We start from the raw sequence: 22857 nt of genomic DNA, 5'->3' as shown, positions 1-22857 counted from the left end.
ACCGTGTAGCTGTTTATTTGTGAAAAACGGGCGCGAGAGCTTTATACTCCCGCGCCCGTTTTGCTCTTGAGGACTTATCTCGTGTCCAACGTCGTTGCCGATCATCTGGTTTTGCTCGACCACCTGCGCAGTATCCTGGTCGCCGTAGGTGAGGCCGATCAGGTTCCCGAAGAAAGCCATGCCTTGTTCCTGGAGCGCTTTGACGAACTGCTGGCATCCCTGCCGATCGATCCGATCGAAAGCCAGTACCTGGGCCAGGACATCCTGACCCAAGTGATTACCCGCTATCCGCAAATTGCCCACCTGATCCCGCGGGATCTGCTGTGGTTCTTCGCTGGTGACTGCCTGCACTACTTGTCTGATGAAGAAATCGACCTGTATCAGGCACTGGAAGAACGTCGCTACGAAGCCGAACAGAACGACGAACCGTTCGACTGGAATCAGGAAAAACAGCTGCTGGCGATGTCTGCTCAGGACAGCAAGCACTGATTTAATGGTTTGAAGATCAGAAGATCGCAGCCTTCGGCAGCTCCTACAGGGATTGTGTAGGAGCTGCCGCAGGCTGCGATCTTTTGCTTTTAAAGCAGCCCCTCGCTCTCCGGCAATTCATACGCAAGCGCCAGATTATTCGGCGCCCCCGCCTTGCCCGGCTTGCTCAACGTCGGCTCTTTCTCCAGACATTCCACCAAATAATCGATGAACACCCGCAGCTTCGGCGGCAGATAACGCGTCGGTGAATGCAGCAGCCACAGCCCACCGTGATAGGACGCGAGGAATGTCCACTCCGGCAGCACCTGCACAATCAGTTTCTGCTCCAGCGCATAACGCGCGGTGAAGTACGGCAAGCTGCCGATACCAATGTGCTGCAACACGGCTCCGAGCCGCACGCCGGTATGGTTGGCGGCATAGCGGCCACGCACGCCGACCGTCACTGCTTTACTGCCCTTCTTGAATTTCCAGCGGGCATCGCTCGGGGTTTCTCCCAGATAGATACAACTGTGATTGAGCAGATCATGCGGATGCGTCGGTGTGCCGTGGTCGGCCAGGTATTGCGGGGTGGCGCAGAGCAAATGGTCGATGGTCAGCAACTGTCGCCCGACCAGCCCGGCCGGCGGACGGTCCGTAATTCGAATCGCCAGGTCGACATGATCGTCAATCAAATCAACCTGGCGGTCTTCCAGCAGCAACTCGACATCGACCTTTGGATAACGCCGCAGAAACTCGGGCATGTGCGGATGAATCACGAAGCGTCCGACCGCTTTCGGCACACTGACCCGCACCAGCCCTTCCGCCTCGTGGGTGAACTGCCCACTGATCTCCATCACCGACTTGGCGGCGCTGACCATCTCCTGACAGCGCTTGAACACCTCTTCACCACCATCACTCAGGCGCAATTTGCGCGTTGTTCGCTGCAGCAAACGCGTGGCCAGAGCCTTTTCCAGTCGGGAAATGCTGCGACTGATCGCCGACGGCGAGGAACCCAGCTGGCGGGCGGCTTCGGAGAAACTGCCGGTCTCCACGACCTTGACGAAGATCGCCATTTCACCGAGCAGTGGCAGCGGAAGATTGATGCTCACAGCGCACAAGTCCTTTGATGTTTGAACGGATTATCACGTTATTGCACGATTCATATAATAAAAACAGACACTTTAATAAGGGCATGGAATATGACGCTTCGCCTCTTTTTCCATAGTGATGACCTCAAGGCTAATGTGGAAGTCCTCGACTGCACGCCCCACGAGAACGAATTTGCCGTGGTGTTGCGCGCCACGCTGTTTCATCCGCAAGGCGGTGGGCAGCCTTGCGATACCGGCATGATCGGCGAAAGCCAGGTGCTGCGCGTGGTCCAGGAGCCGGATCGGATCGTGCATTACGTCGACCGTCCGGTGAAACTGGGCATGACCTGCATCCACGTCGATGAACAACGTCGCCGCTACAACACCCGCATGCATTCAGCCGGGCACCTGATCGGGCATTTCGTGCAAGCGATGGGCTGGACGCCGGTCAAGGCGCACCACTGGCCAGACGAAGGTCGGGTGCAGTTCAAACCGGGCGATGCTGCTCAGGAAGTCGACGCACCAACCGTTCAATACGGTATTCGTGAGTGGATCGAACACGACCTGCCCCGCCTGACCTCGCTGCGCGAAGGCGCGCGGGAAATCGGTTTTGGCGAGCTCCCGGCCTACGGTTGTGGTGGCACCCATGTACGCAGCCTGAAGGATTTGGGCACAGTCACGATCGCTTCCCTTTCGCAGAAGAAAGGCACGTTATCCGTCCACTACAGCGTGGATTAAGCATCTCGGGCGCTGCCTCGCGCAGCGTCCGGCGCCGGGGGAACCGCACTCGCCGGTTCCGTTGACTATCGATAGATGGACCTAAAACAATGATGCTAGACGTCGAGCGTCTCGATGAGACGTGCATAAAAAAACTGGCCAACGAAGAAGTCCTCGCCATCCGCGTCAAAGGCTTTCTGCCGGAGCCGCTGGCGGTTCAGCTTGGCGACAAGATTCTGGCTCCGGGCTTTGAGGGCTACATCAACGCGCCGAGCATCGGCCGCATCGGCATGGCGTTTTACGAGGCGGAGAACCAGCCGCTGCTGATCGAGGACTACTTCGAACGCGCCACCCGCAACATCGCGGAACTGCGCGAACGTTGCGCCCCCTACTCCTCGCCGGTCGATACCCTGCGCTGCATGCTCGACGAGTCCTGGCCGGCCGGCGCTCATCTGGAAAACCTCTATGGCCGCAAGATGTATGTCGGCCTGTCGCGGGTGGTCAAACCCGGTGTGTGTTTCCTCGCTCATCACGACATTTTCGCCAAGGACGCCCCGGACAGCTTTCAGGCCCGCAGCCTGGAAGCGCAGTTCGCCTGCAACGTGTACCTGAACATGCCGACCGAGGGCGGTGCACTGCAGATGTGGGACGACGATATCAGCCCGGACCGCTTCGACGAGATGCGCGGCGACAGCTACGGCATCGACCCGGCGCTGCTCGGCCCACCGACCCTGGAAGTGCGGCCGGAGCCGGGCGATTTCATCATGTTCAATTCGCGCTGCATGCACTCGGTGACGCCGGGCGTAGCGGATCCGCGACTGAGCCTTTCATTCTTTGTCGGCTATCGCGGCAATGCTTCTCCCCTGACCTTCTGGAGCTGAGATGTTATCGAACTACCTGGGCGAGTTTCTGGCACTGGCCACCATTCACTTTCTGGCCGTGGTCGCTCCCGGCCCGGACTTCGCCGTGACCATCCGCCAGAGCGTACGCTTCGGCCGACTGGTGGGCATCTGCACCGCACTGGGCATCGGCGCCGGCATTTCCGTGCACGTTCTCTACACCTTGCTCGGCGTTGGCGCGCTCATGCACACCACGCCGTGGTTGCTGACCGTGGCCAAGGTGATCGGTGGCGCGTACATCTTTTACCTCGGCATCAGCCTGATTCGCAGTAAACCGAAGTCCACGCTCGAGGGTGAAAACAATAGCGACGAGCCGCTGGTCGCGCAGTCACTGTTCAAGGCGTTCAGCACCGGTTTTCTGACCAATGCCACCAACCCCAAGGCCACGCTGTTTTTCCTGGCGATCTTCACCACGATCATCAGCGCCACTACCCCGCTGAACATCCAGGCGCTGTACGGGGTGTGGATGTGCTTCGTCAACGCGCTCTGGTTCGTGATCGTCGCACTGTTTTTTTCCAGCAGCCGGGTGCGGACCCTGTTCATGCGCATGGGCCATTGGTTCGAACGCAGCATGGGCGTGATCCTGATTCTGTTCGCCGGCAGGCTGGTGCTGTCGATGTAAACGCTGCGCCCAAAGACAAGGCCCGATCAGTTGCACACTGCTCGGGCCTTTTTCGTTTGTGCGCCGCTTTTGCATTTCTGTGCGACGGATCCCACTTCAGGGGCTCCCCTTCAACACCTTCGCGGTGTTAGTTTGGAAAAGATTTGTTTCAACTTTCAAACACTTCCCTTCAAATGCCTGCAAAGGAATGCCCACTGCAATGAATTTTTCCCTCAAGCGTCTGGCTGCCGCCAGCCTGATTCTGGCCAGTCTTTCGTCGTTCACCCTGCCGGCCCAGGCCAACATCAGCCCCGAGCAAAGTGCTGCGATCCTCAAGGCCTTCAGCGATACGACGGTCAGCGATTTTCGTCAGTTTCTCGGTGCGGTAGCGAACAGCAATCCGGGCAAGACCGACAACCTCGCCCCGGCGATCAATGGTTTTCTCGACAACAAGACCCTGACCGCCGAGCAGCAGAACGAGATCCACCGTCTACTGGGCCTGTACACCCGCGCCAAGTACGGCAAGGCCGCCCTCGAGACCCTGCGCGAGCTGGTGGAAATCCCGACCTTCCGCAAAGAAGGCGTGGCCCAGCACGACAATCCCGAGTTCATCAAGATCGCCGAAAAGATCAAAAACCTCGCCGAATCGTTCAACCTGAAATTCCGCAACGTCGACAACCGCGTCTATGAAATTTCCCTCGACGGCAGCGGCGATGACGTCGTGGGCATTCACGCGCATGCCGACGTGGTACCGGTCACCCCGGAAAACTGGGTGCTGAAGGACGGCACCAAACTTGATCCATTCAAAGTGACGTTGATCGGCGACCGCATGTATGGCCGTGGCACCGAGGACGACAAGAACGGCATCGTCGTCGCCATGTACGCCATGAAAGTGATCAAGGAAGAAAAGCTGCCACTGGCACGCAACTTCAAACTGCTGGTGGACACCACTGAAGAAACCACGGGTGACGCGATCCCCTACTACTTCGAGCACAACCCGACGCCGAACTACAACATGGCACTGGATGGCGGTTACCCGGTGGTCATCGCCGAGAAAGGCTACGGCACGGTCATGGCCAATTTCCCGCTGCGCAAGGCTGAAGGCAGTGGCGCCGAAATCACTTCGATGACCGGCGGCCTGGCGACCAACCAGATTCCGTCGGTTTCGGTCGCCACCCTCGTCACCGACAAGCCGGAGCCATTGGCGGCGAGCCTGCAGAAGGCCGGCAACGAGTACGCGAAAAAACACGGTGGCGACTTCAAAGTGGCGGCAAAAGTTGACGGCAAAGACGTCAAGCTGAGCGTCACCGGTGTGTCCGCGCACTCCTCCGAACCCGAGTCCGGCGTCAACCCGGTCGCGCGGATGCTCGACTTCATCAACGCTCTCGACGGCAAGGTGGCGCTCAAGCACAACCAGATCACCGACGCTGCACGCTATGCGTCCAACAACTGGGGCCTGGATTATCTGGGGAAAAAACTTGGCGTCGGCTTCTCCGATTCGTTCATGGGCCCGCTGACTGCTTCGCTGACCTACGTCGGTGTGGACGACAAGGCTTTCAAACTGGCTGTCAACCTGCGCGTGCCGAAGGGTAAATCGCCAGAAGTGCTGCAGAAGGAAATCGCTGACAAACTCGCCGCCTGGAGCAAGAAAACCCACGTCGCCGCGGACTTCACCTACTCGATCGACGAACCGATGTACCGCAACCCGGAAGGCGAATGGGTCAAAGCACTGTTGGCGGTGGCCACGGAGAACCTGGGCATGAAGCACGAGTTCGGCACCTCGGCCGGGGCGACCTCGGTGCATGACTTGCCGAACGGCGTGCAGTTCGGCCTGGCCCGTCCTGAAGTCAAATACACCGGCCATACTGACGGTGAGTTCAAGACGGTTGACCAGTTCCTGCTGGACCTGCAGATCGTCACTGAGATGATGGGCCGTGTCGGCCAACTGCCGAAGCTCTGATAAGACACGGGCCCGTGATTCAGCGGGCCTGACGTGAAAACAGAAAAGGACCCGAAGGTCCTTTTTTGTTGCGTGCAAAATGCTGCACAAACAAAAACGCCGATCATCACTGATCGGCGTTTTTGTGAAATTGGAGCGGGAAACGAGACTCGAACTCGCGACCCCGACCTTGGCAAGGTCGTGCTCTACCAACTGAGCTATTCCCGCAATGGCGTCCCCTAGGGGACTCGAACCCCTGTTACCGCCGTGAAAGGGCGGTGTCCTAGGCCACTAGACGAAGGGGACAGGCTACAACTTTCACTAATAAAAACGCCGCTCACTGAGCGGCGCTTTTAGAATTTGGAGCGGGAAACGAGACTCGAACTCGCGACCCCGACCTTGGCAAGGTCGTGCTCTACCAACTGAGCTATTCCCGCAAATGGCGTCCCCTAGGGGACTCGAACCCCTGTTACCGCCGTGAAAGGGCGGTGTCCTAGGCCACTAGACGAAGGGGACACGCTACCCGGAACACATGGTGTGTGTTTCGGTGTCCAGAGCCGTCTCCGAAGATCAGGTTCTGGTTTCACTCAGCCCTGCCCGAAAGCAATGCTGTTTAAAATTGGAGCGGGAAACGAGACTCGAACTCGCGACCCCGACCTTGGCAAGGTCGTGCTCTACCAACTGAGCTATTCCCGCATTGGCGTCCCCTAGGGGACTCGAACCCCTGTTACCGCCGTGAAAGGGCGGTGTCCTAGGCCACTAGACGAAGGGGACACACTACAACATTCACTCCCTGCCGCGTTTCGCTGTGTGCTTTACGCTGCAAGTGGCGCGCATTCTATGGATGGTTTGAGAGGTCGTCAACCCCCGAATATAAATTTATTTAAATCAATGACTTCGACCTGCTTTACGAGAGCATTCGGGCTTTTCCGTCGCCCGACGATTGACGCCTATATTCCGCCACTCGCCAAGGCGTTATAGTCCGCAACACGATGATGGCAATCTGCGCACTCTGCGCCAGCATTCATATAAGCAGTGTGCAGCCGATATACACAGAAGCTGCTGAATCAACTCGTCGAGCGGCGCTGGGCGCCTGAATGTCCAGCCACTACACTCGCATGCGAACCCTATAAAGAGGTCTTACCGGTGACACCACTCATGATCACCCTGCTAGTCGTAGCCGGGATCGCAATTCTGATCGCCATTGGCTACATGAACCATGTGGTGGAAAACAACAAACTGGAGAAGGCCCGCACCAAAGTCGAACTCAACGACCGCCTGCGCCGCTGCGGCGAACTGACCGAAACCTTCCCCGGTCAGTTCATGACGCCGGCACTCAAGCTGCTGCTGACGCGTCTGGAACTGAACGTCTGCCAGCGTCTGCTGAACCTGGAAAAAACCAGCGCCACAATCAAGGCACGGATCACTGAACTCAGCGCACTGGTGGCTCAGGGCGAATCGATCCCGGTCAACAACCCGCCGGCACCGATCCTGACCGAAGCCAAAGCCAAGGACGTCCGCTTCCTGCTCGAAGCCCTGCACGGCCAGATCACCCGCGCCGCCCACGACGGCTTCCTGCCGCCGAACGAAGCCAAACACTGGATCAAGGAAGTCCGCCACATCCTGGTCCTGCTGCACATCGAGTTCTTCAACAACCTCGGCCAACAATCACTGCAACAAAACCAGCCAGGCCAGGCCCGCCTCGCCTTCGAACGCGGCGTGCAATACCTGCGCAAACAGCAAGACCCGCAGATGTACTCGGAACAACTGCAATACCTGGAAAAACTGCTGGCCCGCGCCAATGCCCAAGTCATGGACAAAATTGCACCGGTCGAAGGCGAAGTGAACCAGCTGACCGAAGGCCTCAAGGAAGTTGAAGCCGATGCGGACTGGAAGAAGAAAGTGATCTACGACTAAGTGTCGAGAGTTAAGAAAAGCCACCGAGAGGTGGCTTTTTTGTGGGGGGTGAGCTGGCTGCCATTGAGAACATTCAGTTAGAGATTGGTCGGCTGTCAGGCCGCCATCGCTGGCAAGCCAGCTCCCACAAGATCAAGATCAAGATCAAGATCAAGATCAAGATCAAAAGATCGCAGCCTTCGGCAGCTCCTACACAGGATGAGCGCAAGCTCGGCTGCAGCTTTTGATCTTGCCGTGCCGGCCCCGTCGGCAGGCTGAGTGGAGGGGTTTATCCGGGGGTGGGAGCGCAGCGACCGTTCGACGCAGTCGAACACATCGAGAGGAGGTGCAGCGAAGCAAACCGGAGGCGATGCCCCCGGATGAATCCCGGAGCGAAGGAACCCGAGCCACGGCGAGGGCCGTACGTTGGGGCCAAAGACCTTTGCTTCCTTTGGGGCGTTTGCCAAAGGGAGTCGCTGTAAGAGCGAAACCGTCAGCCGCAACACCCAAAAAAACGGATATACACCCAAAACCCCAAGAACCTGGTCGGCCCAGAGGCCGCCAAGTCAAAGCCGAAAATGCCCCACCATCCCCTTGAGCTCCCCCCCCAACCGCGCCAGCTCAACACTCGAAACCGCATTCCCCTGCATCGCCATCGAAGACTGATCCGCACTCGCACGAATACTCGTCACACTGCGATTAATCTCCTCGGCCACCGAACTCTGCTCCTCGGCCGCCGCCGCAATCTGCTGATTCATCTGCTGAATCAACGACACCGCCGCCGCAATACTCCCCAGCGCACTTTCAGTCTGCAGGGCATCACTGACCGCCAGCTTCACCAACTCGCCGCTGCTCTGAATTTGCTGCACGGAAGCATGCGCTGCCGAACGCAACGCGCTGACCAGCCGCTCGATCTCCTCCGTCGACTGCTGCGTACGTCGCGCCAACGCACGAACCTCATCGGCCACCACCGCAAAGCCCCTGCCCTGCTCCCCGGCCCGCGCCGCTTCGATCGCCGCGTTGAGCGCCAGCAGGTTGGTCTGCTCGGCGACGCTTTTGATCACATCCAGCACCGTACCGATATTCTGGATCTGCGCACTGAGGCTTTCGATGCTCGAACTGGCTGATGTCGCCGAATCCGCCAGTTGCTCGATCCGCACCATGCTCTGGCGCACCACCTGCTGCCCGCTCTCGACCTTGGCATCCGCCGTTTGTGCGGCCAGCGCGGCTTCCTCGGCATTGCGCGCCACGTCATGCACGGTGGCGGTCATCTGGTTCATGGCCGTGGCCACTTGCTCGGTCTCTTCCTTCTGGCTGTTGACCTCAAGGTTGGTCTGCTCGGTGACCGCCGACAGCGATTGCGCGGAACTGGCCAACTGCTCGATGCCCGCCTGCAAACCGCTGACGATCGTGCTCAGCCCAGTGCCCATCTGCTGCATCGCCAGCATCAGTTGCCCGATCTCATCACGCCGGGTGACCTCCACCCTCGCACTCAAATCTCCGGCCGCAATCTGTTGCGCCACCCGCATCACACTGCGCAACGGCGCGACGATCAACCGGGTGATGAGCCACGCGGCAATCAGCCCGACCAGCAATGCCAGCGCCGAAGAACCGATGATCAACACCGAGTTTTTCTTCAATTCCGCCTGCATCGCTCCATCCTCGGCGCCATACGCCTGATCCACGCGCTCCATCACCTGCGCCGCACGCTGGTGCAACTGTTCGTAGACGGTTTTCTCCTGGGCCAGCAGGCCGGTGTACTCGGCGAGCTTGTCGTTGAAACCGGCGATGTGCCCGGATACTTCATTGAGTACCGTCAGATAGCCCTCATCCTTGACCGTGGTCTTCAACTGCTCGGCCTGAGCCTGGGCCTGGGCCGCCTGTTCAATGCTGCCCTTGTCGGCACTGTCGGCATCGCCCTTGCGGCTCTGATCCAGACGAACCCGTGCCTCGTTCATCGCTTGCAGCATCAACCGCGACACCTGACTGACCTGACTGGCCTGTTCGATGAACTGCGCACCATCCTTGCCTTCGCTGTCCTTTAACGTGTACGCGCCATCATCGGCCAGCCCGGCTTGCAGTACGTCCAGGTTATTGGCCACGCTGGACACCGACCAACTGGCCATTTCCAGCGCCAGATCCTTGGCCTGGGTCAGTGAAACGAACTCGTCAAACGCCTTGCGATAGTCGCCCAAGGCTTGCTCGACATCGCTCATCACCGCCCCGTTCGCCGGCGTCTGCGCCTTGAGTTGCGCGGCCTGGGCCAACAGACCGTCGACGCCCTCGTGCACGGCATCAACCGTTTTCGGGTTGCTGTGCAGCGCATAGTCCTGCTCCAGCAACCGCACCTTGAGCAAGGCACTGTTGAGCGACGACATTTGCTTCAAGCCGTCGAAGCGCTGGCTGATGGTCTGCAGGGACCAGACTCCAATGGCAGCCACCAGCGCAGTCAACAGCAGCACCAGTACGAACCCGAGACCCAGTTTCTTTGCCATACCGAGGTTGGCAAAACGTCCTTGCACGGCCGAAATCATTGCGCGTAGTCCCCTGCCAAAGTCTGTTGCCGAAGATTCGCAACGGTCATGGAGCAGCACAAGTCTCTGGCGTCGGAATAATGGCAAAAAGCTACGCACGCGTCGTTTTCAGAACGCTTGAGGTCGATTCACGCCGGTACTGCGAAAAAACTGCCGGGCCCGTGGATCACAGGCATAGGCCACATTGATTCGCTGCCACTCACTGATCTCGCCGCTCGGACTGAAAGCCCCCGCAGGACTGAGACTGACACCACTGCACTGCGCATGCCTGTGCAAGCGGTCCGGATCACTCAGCGGGGAGCGGGCCCAGATGAACAGGCCGCCACACGGCTTGCCGAAAACCTCCCAGCCTGCGTCCTCCAATGCCTGCAATGCGGCGACGCGGTCGGTATTCAGGCGTTGACGCTGGCGCTGGACCATTTTTCGATAGGCGCCACTGGCCAGCAGGCTCGCCAGCACCGCTTCATTGAAACTCGAAGCTCCCATGCTGCTGATCATCTTGACCCGGGCCAGACGCGCGATCAGTTCTGGCCCGGCGTACACAAACCCGACGCGCAACGAGCTGCTCAGCGTCTTGGAAAAACTGCCGACATAAATCACCCGTTCATCAAGCGCCGCCAGGCGTACACCGTTGCCATTGTGCAGATCGGCGTAGACATCGTCTTCGATCAGTTGCACATCGTGCGCGTTGCACAATCGCAGGATCTGCTGTGCCACACACGGACTCAGGCAGGAGCCGGTGGGATTGTGGTGATGGCTGTTGACGAACATCGCGACGGGCCGGCACTGGCGCAACAGTGCCTCCAGCGCCTGAGGGTCAGGCCCGCTTGGCGTACGCCGGACTTCCAGCAGCTGCGCGCCACGCAGGCGCAACAGCTCGAACAGCGGCGCATAGCCCGGGGTTTCGACAACAACGCAGTCCCCGGCCTTAACCAGCGTGCGCACGAGCAGATCCAGCGCCTGGCTGGCACCGGAGGTCGTCAGCACCTGTTCCGCCGGGGCCTGGATGTCGATCAGCCTGAGACGCCTGACGATCTGCGCACGCAGCGCCGCAAACCCCAGCGGGGTGCTGTAATTGAACAGACTCGCCATGTCGGTTCGCGCCACCTGACGGATTGCATAGCTGAGGTCATCGGACTCGCGCCAGCTTTGCGGCAAACCGCCCTCGCCGAGTTTCAAACTGCTCTCGGCCCGCCCGTATTCAAGCCCGAGCAAAGCGCGGCTGTGCGCGGCGACCATGAATCCCGCGCCCTGCCGCGGGGCCAGGATACCTTGCGCCACCAGCCGCTCGCAGGCCTCGGCCACACACGACTGGCTGAGCAGATTGGAGCGTGCTATCTGTCTGACGGAGGGCAGTCGCGTGCTCGGCGCCACACCCGTTCGCGAGATCCACTCGGTCATTCCATCAACAATCTGCTGTACGACCGGCACCATTGCCTGTCGGTCAATTCTCAATTCCATGAGCACGCAAACTCCTGTCCGTTTTGCTGGCGGCAGTAAATCACAGCCGCGTCGTTCAGGCTGTGCGACAACGCCGTCAAAAGCAGCCGTTCTAACCGTTTGATACACATTGTTTAGCGGTTTAACGGGACGGATCGCCAGCCATGAAAAAACCCGCACGATGGCGGGTTTTTTCATGGCTGACAGAACCGTTTCAGAAAGCAGTGACGCCGCCATCCACCGCCAGGGAGTGACCGGTGGTGAACGCCGCGCCATCACTGCACAGATACAGCACGGCACTGGCGATTTCCTCGACCTTGCCGATACGCCCCACCGGGTGCATCGCATTGGCGAACTCGCCTTTTTTTGGATCGGCCTCGTAGGCCCGGCGGAACATGTCAGTGTCGATCACCGCCGGGCACACAGCGTTGACGCGGATTTTTTTCTTCGCGTATTCGATCGCCGCCGATTTGGTCAGGCCAATCACCGCGTGTTTGGACGCCGCATAGATGCTCATCTTCGGTGCCGCGCCAAGCCCTGCCACCGAAGCAGTGTTGACGATCGCCCCGCCGCCCTGGGCCAGCAGCAACGGCAACTGGTACTTCATGCACAGCCAGACGCCCTTGACGTTGACGCCCATGATCGCGTCGAACTCGTCCATCGAGCCGTCTGCCAACTTGCCCTGTTCGATTTCGATCCCGGCATTGTTGAAGGCGTAGTCGAGGCGACCGTAGGTATTGATCACCTCGTCCATCAGATTCTTCACTTCGCTTTCGACGGTAACGTTGCAGCGCACGAAGGTCGCTTCGCCACCGGCTGTACGAATCAGCGCCACCGTACCCTCGCCCCCTGCCGCGTCCAGATCGGCCACCACCACTTTCAGGCCTTCGGCAGCGAATGCTTGGGCAGTCGCGCGGCCAATGCCATTGGCCGCGCCAGTGACTACGGCAACCTGACCGGAAAACGTCATGCTCATTGTTATGTCCTCGGAGGAGAGATGCAGGAGGGTTTGCAGACTCGCAGCATAGCCATCACGGCCCGCCCCGCATCAGCACTATCAGAAGGCTGTTTATGCCTTCATGCGTCGCAGTGATAAAACCCGCCGGGCGACTATCACTGCACTGGATCATTGTGCATTCGCCGCATCAGCCCACCTTGCAGCATTGGCCTTGAGGGTCTATCAACAAGGCTTCATTCAGTTCGAGTGCCTGCCATGACCAGCCAGACCAATCGCCAATTCCTGCTCGCCAAACGCCCAGTGGGTGCTGCCACCCGCGAGACCTTCACTTATCAGGAAGTCCCGGTCGGCGAACCTGCGGCAGGGCAGATTCTGGTCAAGAACGAATACCTGTCCCTCGACCCGGCCATGCGTGGCTGGATGAACGAGGGCAAGTCCTACATCCCGCCGGTGGAAATCGGTGAAGTGATGCGCGCTCTGGGCGTCGGCAAAGTCATCGCTTCGAATAACCCGGGCTTTGCCGTCGGCGACTACGTCAACGGCGCCGTCGGTGTGCAGGATTACTTCCTCGGCGAGCCCAGAGGTTTCTACAAGGTCGATCCGAAACTGGCGCCGCTGCCGGTGTATTTGTCTGCACTGGGCATGACCGGCATGACCGCTTACTTCGCGTTGCTCGACGTCGGCGCACCAAAGGCTGGTGACACCGTGGTGCTGTCCGGGGCTGCGGGCGCGGTAGGCAGCATTGCCGGGCAGATCGCCAAGATCAAGGGTTGCCGGGTGGTGGGCATCGCCGGCGGAGCCGACAAGTGCAAGTACCTGATCGATGAACTGGGCTTCGACGGCGCCATCGATTACAAGCACGAAGATGTGCTGGCCGGGCTCAAGCGCGAGTGCCCGAAAGGCGTGAATGTGTATTTTGATAACGTCGGCGGCGAGATCCTCGACGCCGTGCTCAGTCGTCTGGCGCCAAAAGCCCGGGTGGTGATCTGCGGCGCCATCAGCCAGTACAACAACAACAAGGAAGCGGTCAAAGGCCCGGCCAACTACCTGTCATTGCTGGTCAACCGCGCACGCATGGAGGGCTTTGTGGTGATGGACTACGCCGCGCAATACGCCAGTGCCGCGCAGGAAATGGCCGGCTGGATGGCCAAGGGACAACTCAAAAGCAAGGAAGACATCGTCGAAGGTCTGCAGACCTTTCCGGAGACACTGATGAAATTGTTCAGCGGGGAGAACTTCGGCAAGTTGGTGCTGAAAATCTAAACAAAAGATCGCAGCCTCTGTAGGAGCTGCCGAAGGCTGCGATCTTTTGATCTTGCCTTTAACAAGCAAAATCAACAGATCGCAGCCTTCGGCAGCTCCTACAGGTAATCCTAATACCTGCGGAAACTGATCAGGCCAGTTCGGCCACGACCGACGCCAGCGCCTTGGCTGGATCCGCCGCCTGGCTGATCGGACGGCCGATCACCAGGTAATCGGAACCGGCATCCAGTGCCTGACGTGGGGTCAGGATACGGCGCTGATCGTCCTGCGCACTGCCCGCCGGGCGAATCCCCGGGGTCACCAGTTGCAGCGAAGGATGCGCCGACTTCAGTGCGGTGGCTTCCAGCGCCGAGCACACCAGACCGTCCATTCCGGCCTTCTCGGCCAGCGCAGCGAGACGCAGCACCTGCTCCTGCGGCTCGATGTCCAGACCGATGCCGGCCAGATCCTCGCGCTCCATGCTGGTCAGCACGGTCACGCCGATCAGCAACGGCTGCGGGCCGCTGCGCTTGGAAAGCTCTTCACGGCAAGCGGCCATCATGCGCAGGCCACCGGAGCAATGCACGTTGACCATCCACACGCCCATCTCGGCAGCGGCTTTCACGGCCATCGCGGTGGTGTTGGGAATGTCATGGAATTTCAGGTCGAGGAACACCTCGAAGCCTTTGTCACGCAGGGTGCCGACGATTTCCGAGGCACAACTGGTGAACAGTTCCTTGCCCACTTTGACCCGGCACAGTTTCGGGTCCAACTGGTCGGCCAGCTTCAGTGCGGCGTCACGGGTGGGGAAATCCAGGGCGACGATGATAGGAGTCTGGCAGGCGGACATGGATGGGCTCTCAGGCAAGTCGAAATCGGCGCGCATTGTAGCGGAAGCGGCGACGGCGCGGCACCCGATGATCGGTAAATCGTCGCCGCAACCGTGATCAGCATAGCGCTCGCTGCTATTGTGTCGAACCCGATACACAACCGACACGCCGCCAACAAGCGTCCGCGCTAGCCTCGCCAGCCGCAACACGTCCTTACATCAGCACTTCCCGCCTCACGGCAGGACGCCTATGCTGAAACCACCACCTCGCAGCCCATCTTTGTGGTTGGCGGCCTACTGGCAGATGAACAGCCCCATGCACAACACCCAAACGACCATGACTGATGAGCAGAAAGACGACAAGCGCTGGAGCATCCGCGCGCTGATCGTCGATGACGATGTGCCGATCCGCGAGCTGATGATCGACTACCTCGCGCGCTTCAACATCCACGCCAGCGGCGTCACCGACGGCGCAGCCATGCGCCAGGCGATGCAGGCCGAACATTTCGACGTGGTGGTGCTCGACCTGATGCTGCCCGGCGAAGACGGCCTGTCGCTGTGCCGCTGGCTGCGTGCCGAATCGGACATCCCGATCCTCATGCTCACCGCCCGCTGCGAACCCACCGACCGCATCATCGGTCTGGAACTGGGCGCCGACGACTACATGGCCAAACCGTTCGAGCCACGGGAACTGGTGGCGCGGATCCAGACCATCCTGCGCCGGGTGCGCGATGACCGCACCGAACAGCGGGCCAACATCCGCTTCGACAACTGGCGCCTGAACAGCGTGCTGCGTCAGCTGATTGCCGACGATGGTCTGGTGGTGCCGCTGTCCAATGCCGAATTCCGCTTGCTTTGGGTGTTCATTGAACGCCCGCGTCGGGTACTCAGCCGCGAACAACTGCTGGACGCCGCCCGGGGCCGTTCGATCGAAGCGTTCGACCGCAGCATCGATTTGCTGGTGTCGCGCCTGCGACAAAAACTCGGCGACGACCCGAAAGCCCCGCAGCTGATCAAGACCGTGCGCGGTGAGGGTTACCTGTTCGACGCGCGGGATATCGGCTGATGCGAGGGCGCTTCGACACGTTGTTCGGCCGCCTGTTTGGCATGCTGTTCGTGGCGATCGTCCTCGCGCATCTGCTGGCTTTTGCCTGGTTTCACCACTACGGCCCGCCCCCACCGCCGCCCCCGCCGGAATTTGCCGAGGGCGTCGACGGCCAACGGCCGCCACCGGATCCGCGTTTCGCCCATCGCCCGCCACGTCCGTGGTTCGGCGGGCCGCTGGTGCCGCTGACGTTCCAGTTCATCTCGCTGATGATTGCTGCGTGGTACGGCGCCAAACTGCTCAGCCGACCGATCCAGCGCCTGAGCGACGCCGCCGAGCGTCTGAGCGAAAACCTCGACAGTCCACCGCTGGACGAGTCCGGCCCGCGTGAGGCACGGCAAGCGGCGCACACCTTCAATCTGATGCAACAACGCATCCGCGAACAGGTGCAACAACGAGCACGCATGCTCGGCGCCGTCTCCCACGACCTGCGCACCCCGCTGTCGCGACTGAAACTGCGACTGGAACAGATCGACGACGAAAAACTGCAAGGTCAGATGCGCCAGGACCTCAACGACATGATCGGCATGCTCGACGCCACCCTCACCTACCTGCACGAACAGCGCACCAGCGAAGCCCTGCAGTTGATGGATGTGCAGGCGCTGGTCGAATCATTGTGTGAAAACGCCCAGGATCAAGGCGCGGACGTTGAAGTCAGCGGCCATTGCGCGCCGCTGCTGGTGCAACCGATGGCGCTGCGCTCGTGCATCAATAACCTGATGGACAATGCCCTGCGCTACGCCGGGCAGGCGCGCATCGAACTGCAGGATCAACGCGAACAACTGCTGATCCGCGTGATTGACCACGGCCCGGGCATAGCCGAAGACCAACGCGAAGCGGTGTTCGAACCGTTCTATCGCCTGGAAGGCTCCCGCAACCGCAACTCCGGCGGCGTCGGCCTGGGCATGACCATTGCCCGTGAAGCGGCGCAGCGTTTGGGCGGGCAATTGAACCTGGAAGAAACTCCCGGCGGCGGCCTGACCGCAATCATCCGCCTGCCGCGCGCCTGAGAAGAACACCTGTCCCCCTGTGGGTTTCTGGTGTTTCCGCGACTGTGTACCACCCGGTACAAAATCCAAATACCCAGGACAACTAGCTCCTTGAGTCTGTACCAGCCGGTACACCGACCGGCTTTACAGTCCAAGGAGTGAGCCCATGATCGGTAGCGTCAGCAACTACACGAGCTATACCAGCACCAGCAGCACCCAGAACGCCCGCAGCCAGCAACTGCAAAAGCAACTGTTCGCCAAACTCGACAGCAACGGCGACGGCGCGGTGGACCAGGACGAACTGAAAAGCGCCCTGTCGCAGAAGTCCGACGACGGTTTGCTGGTCAACCTGAGCAAGCAATTCGGCGATCTGGACAGCGACGCCAGCGGCAGCCTCAGCGCCGAAGAAATGACCGCCATGGCGCCCCCTCCGCCGCCCAACGACCAGGCCCCGAACACCGACCTCGCCGACGCCCTGATCAGCGCCCTCGACACCGATGGCGACGGCGCCATCAGCAGCGACGAACTGAGCAGCGCGCTACAGACCCGCGACAACACCTCAACGAACAGCACCGACACCAGCGCCGCACTGCTCAAAGCGCTGGACAGCGACAGCAGCGGCGACGTGAGCAGCGACGAACTGAAAGCGGCGCTACAGGCAGGTCGGGAACGCCCGCCTGAAGAAAGGACCGCCAGCACCCAGACCACCAGCGAAGCGCTGAACCGGATGATTGCCAACTTGAGCAAACAGTACTCGCTGGACAATGCTGCGCCGGTGGGCAAGTACCTGAATGTGGCGACTTGAGTTGATGTAGTGATGAGTGATCGTTTCCATGCAGTGGTGTGGGAACGGTCATTTGAGTACAGCGAGAAGAGAGTGTTGCCTGAGAGGGCCTCATCGCCAGCAGGCTGGCTCCTACAGTGAGAATGGGTGTGATCAGTTAGAGATTGGTCGGCTGTCAGTCCGCCTTCGCGAGCAAGCTCGCTCCCACAGTGGGAATGGGTGCGGTCTGTTGGAAATTGGTCGGCTGTCAGGCCGCCATCGCTGGCAAGCCAGCTCCCACAGGTGGATTCGGTGGGTTCAGTTAGAGATAGGTCGGCTGTCAGGCCGCCTTCGCTGGCAAGCCAGCTCCCACAGATGGATTGGGTGTGTTCAGTTGGAGATAGGTCGGCTGTCAGGCCGCCTTCGCTGGCAAGCCAGCTCCCACAGGTGGATTGGGTGGGTTCAGTTAGAGATAGGTCGGATGTCAGGCCGCCTTCGCTGGCAAGCCAGCTCCCACAGTGGATGGGTGCGGTCTGTTGGAGATTGGTCGGCTGTCTGGCCGCCTTCGCTGGCAAGCCAGCTCCCACAGGTGGATTGGGTGGGTTCAGTTGGAGATTGCTCTGCTGTCCGGCCGCCTTCGCGAGCAAGCTCGCTCCCACAGTGGAAATGAGTGTATTCAGTTGGAAATTGGTCGGATGTCAGGCCGCCTTCGCTGGCAAGCCAGCTCCCACAGTGGGGATGGGTGCGGTCTGTTGGAGATTGGTCGGCTGTCTGGCCGCCTTCGCTGGCAAGCCAGCTCCCACAGATGGATTGGGTGGGTTCAGTTGGAGATTGCTCTGCTGTCCGGCCGCCTTCGCGAGCAAGCTCGCTCCCACAGTGGAAATGAGTGTATTCAGTTGGAAATTGGTCGGATGTCAGGCCGCCTTCGCTGGCAAGCCAGCTCCCACAGTGGGGATGGGTGCGGTCTGTTGGAGATTGGTCGGCTGTCAGGCCGCCTTCGTGAGCAGGCTCGCTCCCACAGGTGGAATGGGTGTGTTCAGTTGGAAATTGGTCGGCCCATAGGCCGCCTTCGCTGGCAGGCTGCCCCCCACAAAAAAGCAAAGCAGTCCAGGCAGACTGCATGCTTTTCACCACTCAACAGGATGAGCGTTAGCTCGACTGCAGCTCTTGATCTTGCCGTGCCGGCCCCATCGGCAGGCTGAGTGGAGGGGTTTATCCGGGGGTGGGAGCGCAGCGACCGTTCGACGCAGTCGAACACATCGAGAGGAGGTGCAGCGAAGCAAACCGGAGGCGATGCCCCCGGATGAATCCCGTAACGAAGGAACCCGAGCCTAGGCGAGGGCCGTACGCCGGGGCCAAGACCTTTGCTTCCTTTGGGGCGTTTGCCAAAGGGAGTCGCTGTAAGAGCGAAACCGCCAGCCGCAACACCCGAAGCAACGGATAAACACCCAAAACCCCAAGAACCTGGTCGGCCCAGAGGCCGCCAAGTCAAACCACCCCAGCCAAATCTAAACCCGAGCCTGACTCTTGCTCCAATCCGTCAACAAACTATAAGCCACCGCCAACAACGTAGGCCCGATAAACAGCCCGATAAACCCAAACGCAATCAACCCGCCAAATACCCCAAGCAACACAATCACCAACGGCAGATTCCCGCCCCGGCTGATCAGATAAGGCTTCAACACGTTATCCACGCCACTGATGATGAACGTGCCCCAGATCCCGAGAAACACCGCCATCCCGTACTCGCCCTTCCACGCCAGCCAGGCCGTCGCCGGAATCCACACCAACGGCGGCCCCATCGGAATCAGGCTCAACAGGAACGTCACGATCCCCAACACCAGCGCCCCCGGAACCCCGGCAATCAGGAATCCGATCAACGCCAGAATCGCCTGCGCCGCTGCCGTACCGATCACCCCGTTGACCACCCGCTGCACAGTGCCGGCCACCAGCTCGATGTAATACCCGGCACGCTCGCCAATCAGCCGCTCCAGCAGACCGTGCACAAACGCCGCCAGTCGCGGCCCGTCGCGATAGAAAAAGAACACGAAGACAATGCTCAGGGTCAGCTCGAGGATCCCGCCACCGATCTGCGCACTGCGCGCCAGCAGCCAGTTGCCGACCTGCCCCAGATACGGCTTGATCGACACCATCAGCGCTGCGCCCTGCTGATCGATGCTGTTCCAGACCCCGACCAGCCGCTCGCCGACCAGCGGCACGCTGCCAAGCCAGGTCGGTGCTTCCGGCAGGCCGTCGACCTGTACATCCTTGATGAACGCCGTGGCATCGCGCACGTGATCGGCCAGGTTGAACCCCAGCCACACCAGCGGCGCCGCCACCAGCAGCATCCAGCCAAGGGTCAAAATAGCCGCAGCGAGTGATTCGCGGCCATTGAGCCAACGGGTCAACAGACGCATCAGCGGCCAACTGGCGAACGCCAGCACCGCCCCCCAGAACAGCGCCGACCAGAACGGCGCCATCACCCATAGGCTGGCACCAAACAGCACCAGCAGGAGGATCTGCACCAACAGCCGATCATTATTGAGCATATAAAGTCTCGAAGAAGTCAGTCGGTCAAAGCGTAGGCGAACACGCCCCGCGTGCACGTACGATGCAGCTTATCGCAACAGATCAATGCGCAGGCCAGCGCCGTCGGCGCTCCCCGCCTCCATCCGCGCCGCGCGCACGCCCTGACCGATCAATGCCTGACGCCAGGCCTCGGCCTTCGGCCCGGCGATCGTCACGCGCTGGGTGGTGTCGAGGTTCAAGCCACGGGAAATCAGTCGTAGCCAGGTGTCATCCGGGTCTCCGGTCAGCTTGGGAAAGTCCAGTTCGCCGGTGCTTTTGAGCTGTCGCAACAGCGTGGCCGAGGTCGGCAGCAACTCGCCCAACGGCGCGCTCGCTTCGAACTGTTCGACATGCAGGTAGGCTTTGCGATTGCCACGGGTGATGCTGTAGAGCGCCACCAAGGTGTTGTCCTTCGGTGCGGCCAGACGCAACAGCAGATAGGCCTGTTGCTCGTCGGCACCGTACAGCTTGGCATTGCCGAACACTTCATTGGCCCACAGGCTGCTTTCGCCACAGTCGCGGGCCTGGCACCAGAACAGCAACTCGGCGTCCTGCTTTTGCAGGGCTTCGCGAGCAGCAGTGAAGGCTTCGGTGGCGGAGTGCTCCGGGGGCAATTCGTAGGTGACCGAAGTGGTCTGGCCGCGCGCGGTGACCTGGCCGTCGAAGCGCAACTGGCCGCTGATCTTGCGGATCGAGCCCAGCGGATAGATCCGCTCGAGCTCCACCGGAGGGCGATAGTCGACAATCTGCGCATCGGCCAGGCGCGGCACGATCTGCAGATCATGGCTGCCTGGCACATCGGCAGCGAAGAGAACGGGACTGAAACAGCACAGCGCCAACAGACTGAGTGACCGCATAGTCAGGCTCATCGGATCGGCATGGCTTGGCGGGTCGGGGTCGCAGCGGTATAGAAATCCATCGTGTTTGTCTCCCATTTCAACCCGCCCAGCCTCGACAGTTGCCCGGTGCAAGTCAAGGAATGGCGAAGAAGCGATTGAAACAGTCTGCGACAAGGTCGGCACCGGACTCATCGTTCAGGTGCAAATGATGCCCGCCCGCCAGCTGTTCCTGGCTAAAGGGTAGACGCTCCAGCAACTCCGGATGTCTGGCCAGCATGCCGTCGGCGGCCACCACCAGTTGCGCCGGACAGGTGATGCGCTGGACGAACGCCATCGCCTGCTCCTGCGTCAGGCGCAGCGGTGATGGCAGGGTCAGGCGATTGTCGGTGCGCCAGGTATAACCGCCGGGCACTGGCATCAGGCCGCGTTGCGCCAGCAGCTCGGCGGCTTCGCGACTGACCGCCACCAAGCCCTTCATCCGGGCTTCGATGGCACGATCGAGGGTGTTGTAGACCGGTTTGCGCTTCTCGCGCAGGTCCAGCTGCGCCTGCAAGGCCATGCCCATACGCTCGGCAGCGTTTTCGCCTTTGTCTGTAGGCGGAATCACCCCGTCGATCAACGCCAGGTGGCTGATACGCTCCGGCAACGAACCGGCCAGCACCAGCGAAACAATAGCGCCCATCGAATGCCCGAGCAGGCCAAAGCGTTTCCAGCCCAATTGCTCGGCGACCTGCAGCACATCATGGGCGTAGTCCCACAGCGCATAACCGGCGCCGTTCGGGCGATGCCCGGAATGCCCATGCCCGGCCATGTCCAGGGCAATGATGCGCAGGCCTTTGAGCCTCGGCGCCAGGCGCGCGAAGCTGTTGGCGTTGTCGAGCCAGCCATGCAGGGCGATCACTGGCAGACCGTCCTCGGGGCCGAACAAGTGCGCCGCCAGTTCGATATGCGGCAGGCTCAGGCGCACTTCTTCGAAGGTCGGGCTCATGCGCAGTCCTTCTGCTGGCGGCGCTCCCAACGCGTAAACAGCTCCTTGAGCAGGCGCGCGGTGTCTTGCGGACGTTCGAGCGGGAACATGTGCCCGCCGGGCATGCTCAGGGCTTCACCCTGGGGCAGGCGCCCGACGAACCGCGTGTGATGACGCATGACCACCCGGCTCTTGTGGCCACGCACCACGGCCAGCGGCACCTGCAATTGGCGCGTACGGCCCGGGCTGGTGTGCGGCACGCCGCGATAGATGCTGATTTCGGTGGCCGGGTCGAAGCGCAGACGCAACCTGTCGCCAACCGTCTGCAGCCCGTGTTGCAGGTAGGCATCGAAGCATTCCGGATCGAAACCGCGAAACAGGGTCTTGCCGGCAAAGTAGCTGCGCGCCGTGTCGAGGTCGGCGAACTCTTCGCGCCGCCCCAACGTACGTCCGGCCGGGGTCAGCCTGTCGATGAAGCCGAAACGCTTGGCCGCGCGGATCACCCATTGGTCAGTGCGGGTCAGCACCGGCGAGTCGAGCATGACCACGCCGCGATACAGCTCTGGGCAGCGCAATGCGGCGTGCAGGTGCAACACGCCGCCAAAGGAATGGCCGACGCCCCACACCGGTTGATCCTGCTGCTGCAAATGGTGGATCAGTTCGTCGACCAGGTTGTACCAGTTGTCGTCCGCCGGGAAACGCGGGTCATGGGCATGCTGCTCCAGATGCGCAACCCGGTACTCGGGCGCCAGCGCCGCGAACAACTTGCCATAGGTGCCCGAGGGAAACCCGTTGGCGTGGGCGAAAAAGATCGGTTGCGACATGCGGACTTATCCATGAACGGGAAAACGTGATGTTGATTGTCCGTAAGACCGGGATCGGCAGCAATGACCATAACTGCCAGAAAGGGTGGTGGAGATGTCGTGAAAAGCAAAAGATCGCAGGCTGCGCCAGCTCCTGCATTGAAATCGCTTACATTCTGTAGGAGCTGGCGCAGCCTGCGATCTTTTGATCT

Annotated in this window: 18 protein-coding genes, 6 tRNA genes and 2 pseudogenes; 10 read left to right on the top strand and 16 right to left on the bottom strand. The window is 60.6% G+C overall.

Annotated elements, in window-relative coordinates; genetic code table 11:
- Window positions 1-81 precede the first annotated feature (81 nt).
- On the top strand, window positions 82-489 hold the full coding sequence (locus AB1J88_RS28655) for a PA2817 family protein (protein ID WP_041069086.1): 408 nt from the start codon (window positions 82-84) through the stop codon (window positions 487-489).
- An 89-nt stretch (window positions 490-578) separates the two neighbouring features.
- Here the strand turns inward: AB1J88_RS28655 and AB1J88_RS28650 are convergent, their stop codons facing one another.
- Window positions 579-1577, bottom strand: coding sequence for a LysR family transcriptional regulator (locus tag AB1J88_RS28650; RefSeq protein WP_239777885.1), 999 nt, complete (start codon window positions 1575-1577; stop codon window positions 579-581).
- A gap of 90 nt (window positions 1578-1667) precedes the next feature.
- Between AB1J88_RS28650 and AB1J88_RS28645 the strand changes: the two genes are divergently transcribed.
- The 4 genes from AB1J88_RS28645 to AB1J88_RS28630 all read left to right on the top strand — a co-directional run bounded on the left by AB1J88_RS28645 (window position 1668) and on the right by AB1J88_RS28630 (window position 5733).
- Entirely contained in the window at window positions 1668-2294 is a 627-nt protein-coding gene (locus AB1J88_RS28645; RefSeq protein ID WP_041069080.1) for a serine-tRNA(Ala) deacylase AlaX, read from the top strand.
- A gap of 89 nt (window positions 2295-2383) precedes the next feature.
- Window positions 2384-3154, top strand: coding sequence for a 2OG-Fe(II) oxygenase (locus tag AB1J88_RS28640; RefSeq protein ID WP_095668580.1), 771 nt, complete (start codon window positions 2384-2386; stop codon window positions 3152-3154).
- Window position 3155: 1 nt separating this feature from the next.
- A complete protein-coding gene (locus tag AB1J88_RS28635; protein WP_430292605.1) occupies window positions 3156-3794 on the top strand; it encodes a LysE family translocator in 639 nt (212 codons plus the stop codon).
- 199 nt (window positions 3795-3993) lie between these two features.
- The gene (locus AB1J88_RS28630) at window positions 3994-5733 is read left to right on the top strand and encodes a dipeptidase (protein WP_430292604.1); all 1740 of its coding nucleotides are present in this window, start codon (window positions 3994-3996) and stop codon (window positions 5731-5733) included.
- 131 nt (window positions 5734-5864) lie between these two features.
- On the opposite strand, the gene AB1J88_RS28625 is transcribed toward AB1J88_RS28630, so the two are convergent.
- From AB1J88_RS28625 to AB1J88_RS28600, 6 genes are all read right to left on the bottom strand, one after another.
- Window positions 5865-5940, bottom strand: a tRNA-Gly gene (locus AB1J88_RS28625).
- Window positions 5941-5942: 2 nt separating this feature from the next.
- Window positions 5943-6018, bottom strand: a tRNA-Glu gene (locus AB1J88_RS28620).
- A gap of 55 nt (window positions 6019-6073) precedes the next feature.
- Window positions 6074-6149, bottom strand: a tRNA-Gly gene (locus AB1J88_RS28615).
- Window positions 6150-6152: 3 nt separating this feature from the next.
- Window positions 6153-6228: transfer RNA gene (locus tag AB1J88_RS28610), tRNA-Glu, on the bottom strand.
- Between the two features lie 104 nt (window positions 6229-6332).
- Window positions 6333-6408: transfer RNA gene (locus AB1J88_RS28605), tRNA-Gly, on the bottom strand.
- 2 nt (window positions 6409-6410) lie between these two features.
- Window positions 6411-6486: transfer RNA gene (locus AB1J88_RS28600), tRNA-Glu, on the bottom strand.
- 384 nt (window positions 6487-6870) lie between these two features.
- On the opposite strand from AB1J88_RS28600, the gene AB1J88_RS28595 reads away from it, so the two are divergent.
- On the top strand, window positions 6871-7629 hold the full coding sequence (locus AB1J88_RS28595; RefSeq protein ID WP_174377049.1) for a hypothetical protein: 759 nt from the start codon (window positions 6871-6873) through the stop codon (window positions 7627-7629).
- A 545-nt stretch (window positions 7630-8174) separates the two neighbouring features.
- On the opposite strand, the pseudogene AB1J88_RS28590 reads toward AB1J88_RS28595, so the two are convergent.
- The 4 genes and pseudogenes from AB1J88_RS28590 to AB1J88_RS28575 all read right to left on the bottom strand — a co-directional run.
- A pseudogene (locus AB1J88_RS28590) lies at window positions 8175-8765 on the bottom strand (methyl-accepting chemotaxis protein); the annotation flags it as partial.
- A gap of 318 nt (window positions 8766-9083) precedes the next feature.
- Window positions 9084-9986 (bottom strand): annotated as a pseudogene (locus tag AB1J88_RS28585) (HAMP domain-containing protein); the annotation flags it as partial.
- A gap of 264 nt (window positions 9987-10250) precedes the next feature.
- Complete coding sequence (locus AB1J88_RS28580) at window positions 10251-11603, bottom strand: PLP-dependent aminotransferase family protein (protein WP_430292603.1); 1353 nt, start codon at window positions 11601-11603, stop codon at window positions 10251-10253.
- Window positions 11604-11796: 193 nt separating this feature from the next.
- The gene (locus tag AB1J88_RS28575) at window positions 11797-12558 is read right to left on the bottom strand and encodes an SDR family oxidoreductase (protein ID WP_041073750.1); all 762 of its coding nucleotides are present in this window, start codon (window positions 12556-12558) and stop codon (window positions 11797-11799) included.
- A 237-nt stretch (window positions 12559-12795) separates the two neighbouring features.
- On the opposite strand from AB1J88_RS28575, the gene AB1J88_RS28570 reads away from it, so the two are divergent.
- Window positions 12796-13803 carry an NADP-dependent oxidoreductase gene (locus AB1J88_RS28570; protein WP_430292602.1) on the top strand — a complete coding sequence of 336 codons (1008 nt, stop codon included), beginning with the start codon at window positions 12796-12798 and terminating at the stop codon, window positions 13801-13803.
- A gap of 130 nt (window positions 13804-13933) precedes the next feature.
- On the opposite strand, the gene pyrF is transcribed toward AB1J88_RS28570, so the two are convergent.
- Entirely contained in the window at window positions 13934-14632 is a 699-nt protein-coding gene (pyrF, locus tag AB1J88_RS28565; RefSeq protein WP_041073746.1) for an orotidine-5'-phosphate decarboxylase, read from the bottom strand.
- A 283-nt stretch (window positions 14633-14915) separates the two neighbouring features.
- Here pyrF and AB1J88_RS28560 point away from each other — a divergent pair, with 283 nt between their 5' ends.
- From AB1J88_RS28560 to xopAW, 3 genes are all read left to right on the top strand, one after another.
- A complete protein-coding gene (locus AB1J88_RS28560) occupies window positions 14916-15677 on the top strand; it encodes a response regulator (protein WP_419186751.1) in 762 nt (253 codons plus the stop codon).
- Window positions 15677-16726, top strand: coding sequence for a sensor histidine kinase (locus tag AB1J88_RS28555; RefSeq protein ID WP_430292601.1), 1050 nt, complete (start codon window positions 15677-15679; stop codon window positions 16724-16726). The genes AB1J88_RS28560 and AB1J88_RS28555 overlap by 1 nt, the downstream gene beginning before the upstream one ends.
- Window positions 16727-16871: 145 nt before the next feature.
- Window positions 16872-17510 carry a XopAW family type III secretion system calcium-binding effector gene (gene xopAW, locus AB1J88_RS28550; RefSeq protein ID WP_430292600.1) on the top strand — a complete coding sequence of 213 codons (639 nt, stop codon included), beginning with the start codon at window positions 16872-16874 and terminating at the stop codon, window positions 17508-17510.
- 1466 nt (window positions 17511-18976) lie between these two features.
- On the opposite strand, the gene AB1J88_RS28545 is transcribed toward xopAW, so the two are convergent.
- From AB1J88_RS28545 to AB1J88_RS28530, 4 genes are all read right to left on the bottom strand, one after another.
- A complete protein-coding gene (locus tag AB1J88_RS28545) occupies window positions 18977-20017 on the bottom strand; it encodes an AI-2E family transporter (protein ID WP_198758355.1) in 1041 nt (346 codons plus the stop codon).
- A 69-nt stretch (window positions 20018-20086) separates the two neighbouring features.
- Complete coding sequence (locus tag AB1J88_RS28540; RefSeq protein WP_222018628.1) at window positions 20087-20893, bottom strand: DUF4892 domain-containing protein; 807 nt, start codon at window positions 20891-20893, stop codon at window positions 20087-20089.
- 115 nt (window positions 20894-21008) lie between these two features.
- Window positions 21009-21863 carry an alpha/beta hydrolase gene (locus tag AB1J88_RS28535; protein ID WP_108183510.1) on the bottom strand — a complete coding sequence of 285 codons (855 nt, stop codon included), beginning with the start codon at window positions 21861-21863 and terminating at the stop codon, window positions 21009-21011.
- Entirely contained in the window at window positions 21860-22666 is an 807-nt protein-coding gene (locus AB1J88_RS28530; RefSeq protein ID WP_430292599.1) for an alpha/beta fold hydrolase, read from the bottom strand. The genes AB1J88_RS28535 and AB1J88_RS28530 overlap by 4 nt, the downstream gene beginning before the upstream one ends.
- Between the last annotated feature and the right edge of the window lie 191 nt (window positions 22667-22857).

Origin of the sequence: Pseudomonas sp. S8 (genome assembly GCF_050473925.1) — a bacterium.
GTDB classification, from domain to species: Bacteria; Pseudomonadota; Gammaproteobacteria; order Pseudomonadales; family Pseudomonadaceae; genus Aquipseudomonas; species Aquipseudomonas parakoreensis.
Note: the sequence above shows the minus strand (reverse complement) of the source record. Positions and strands in the feature narration are given on the sequence as shown.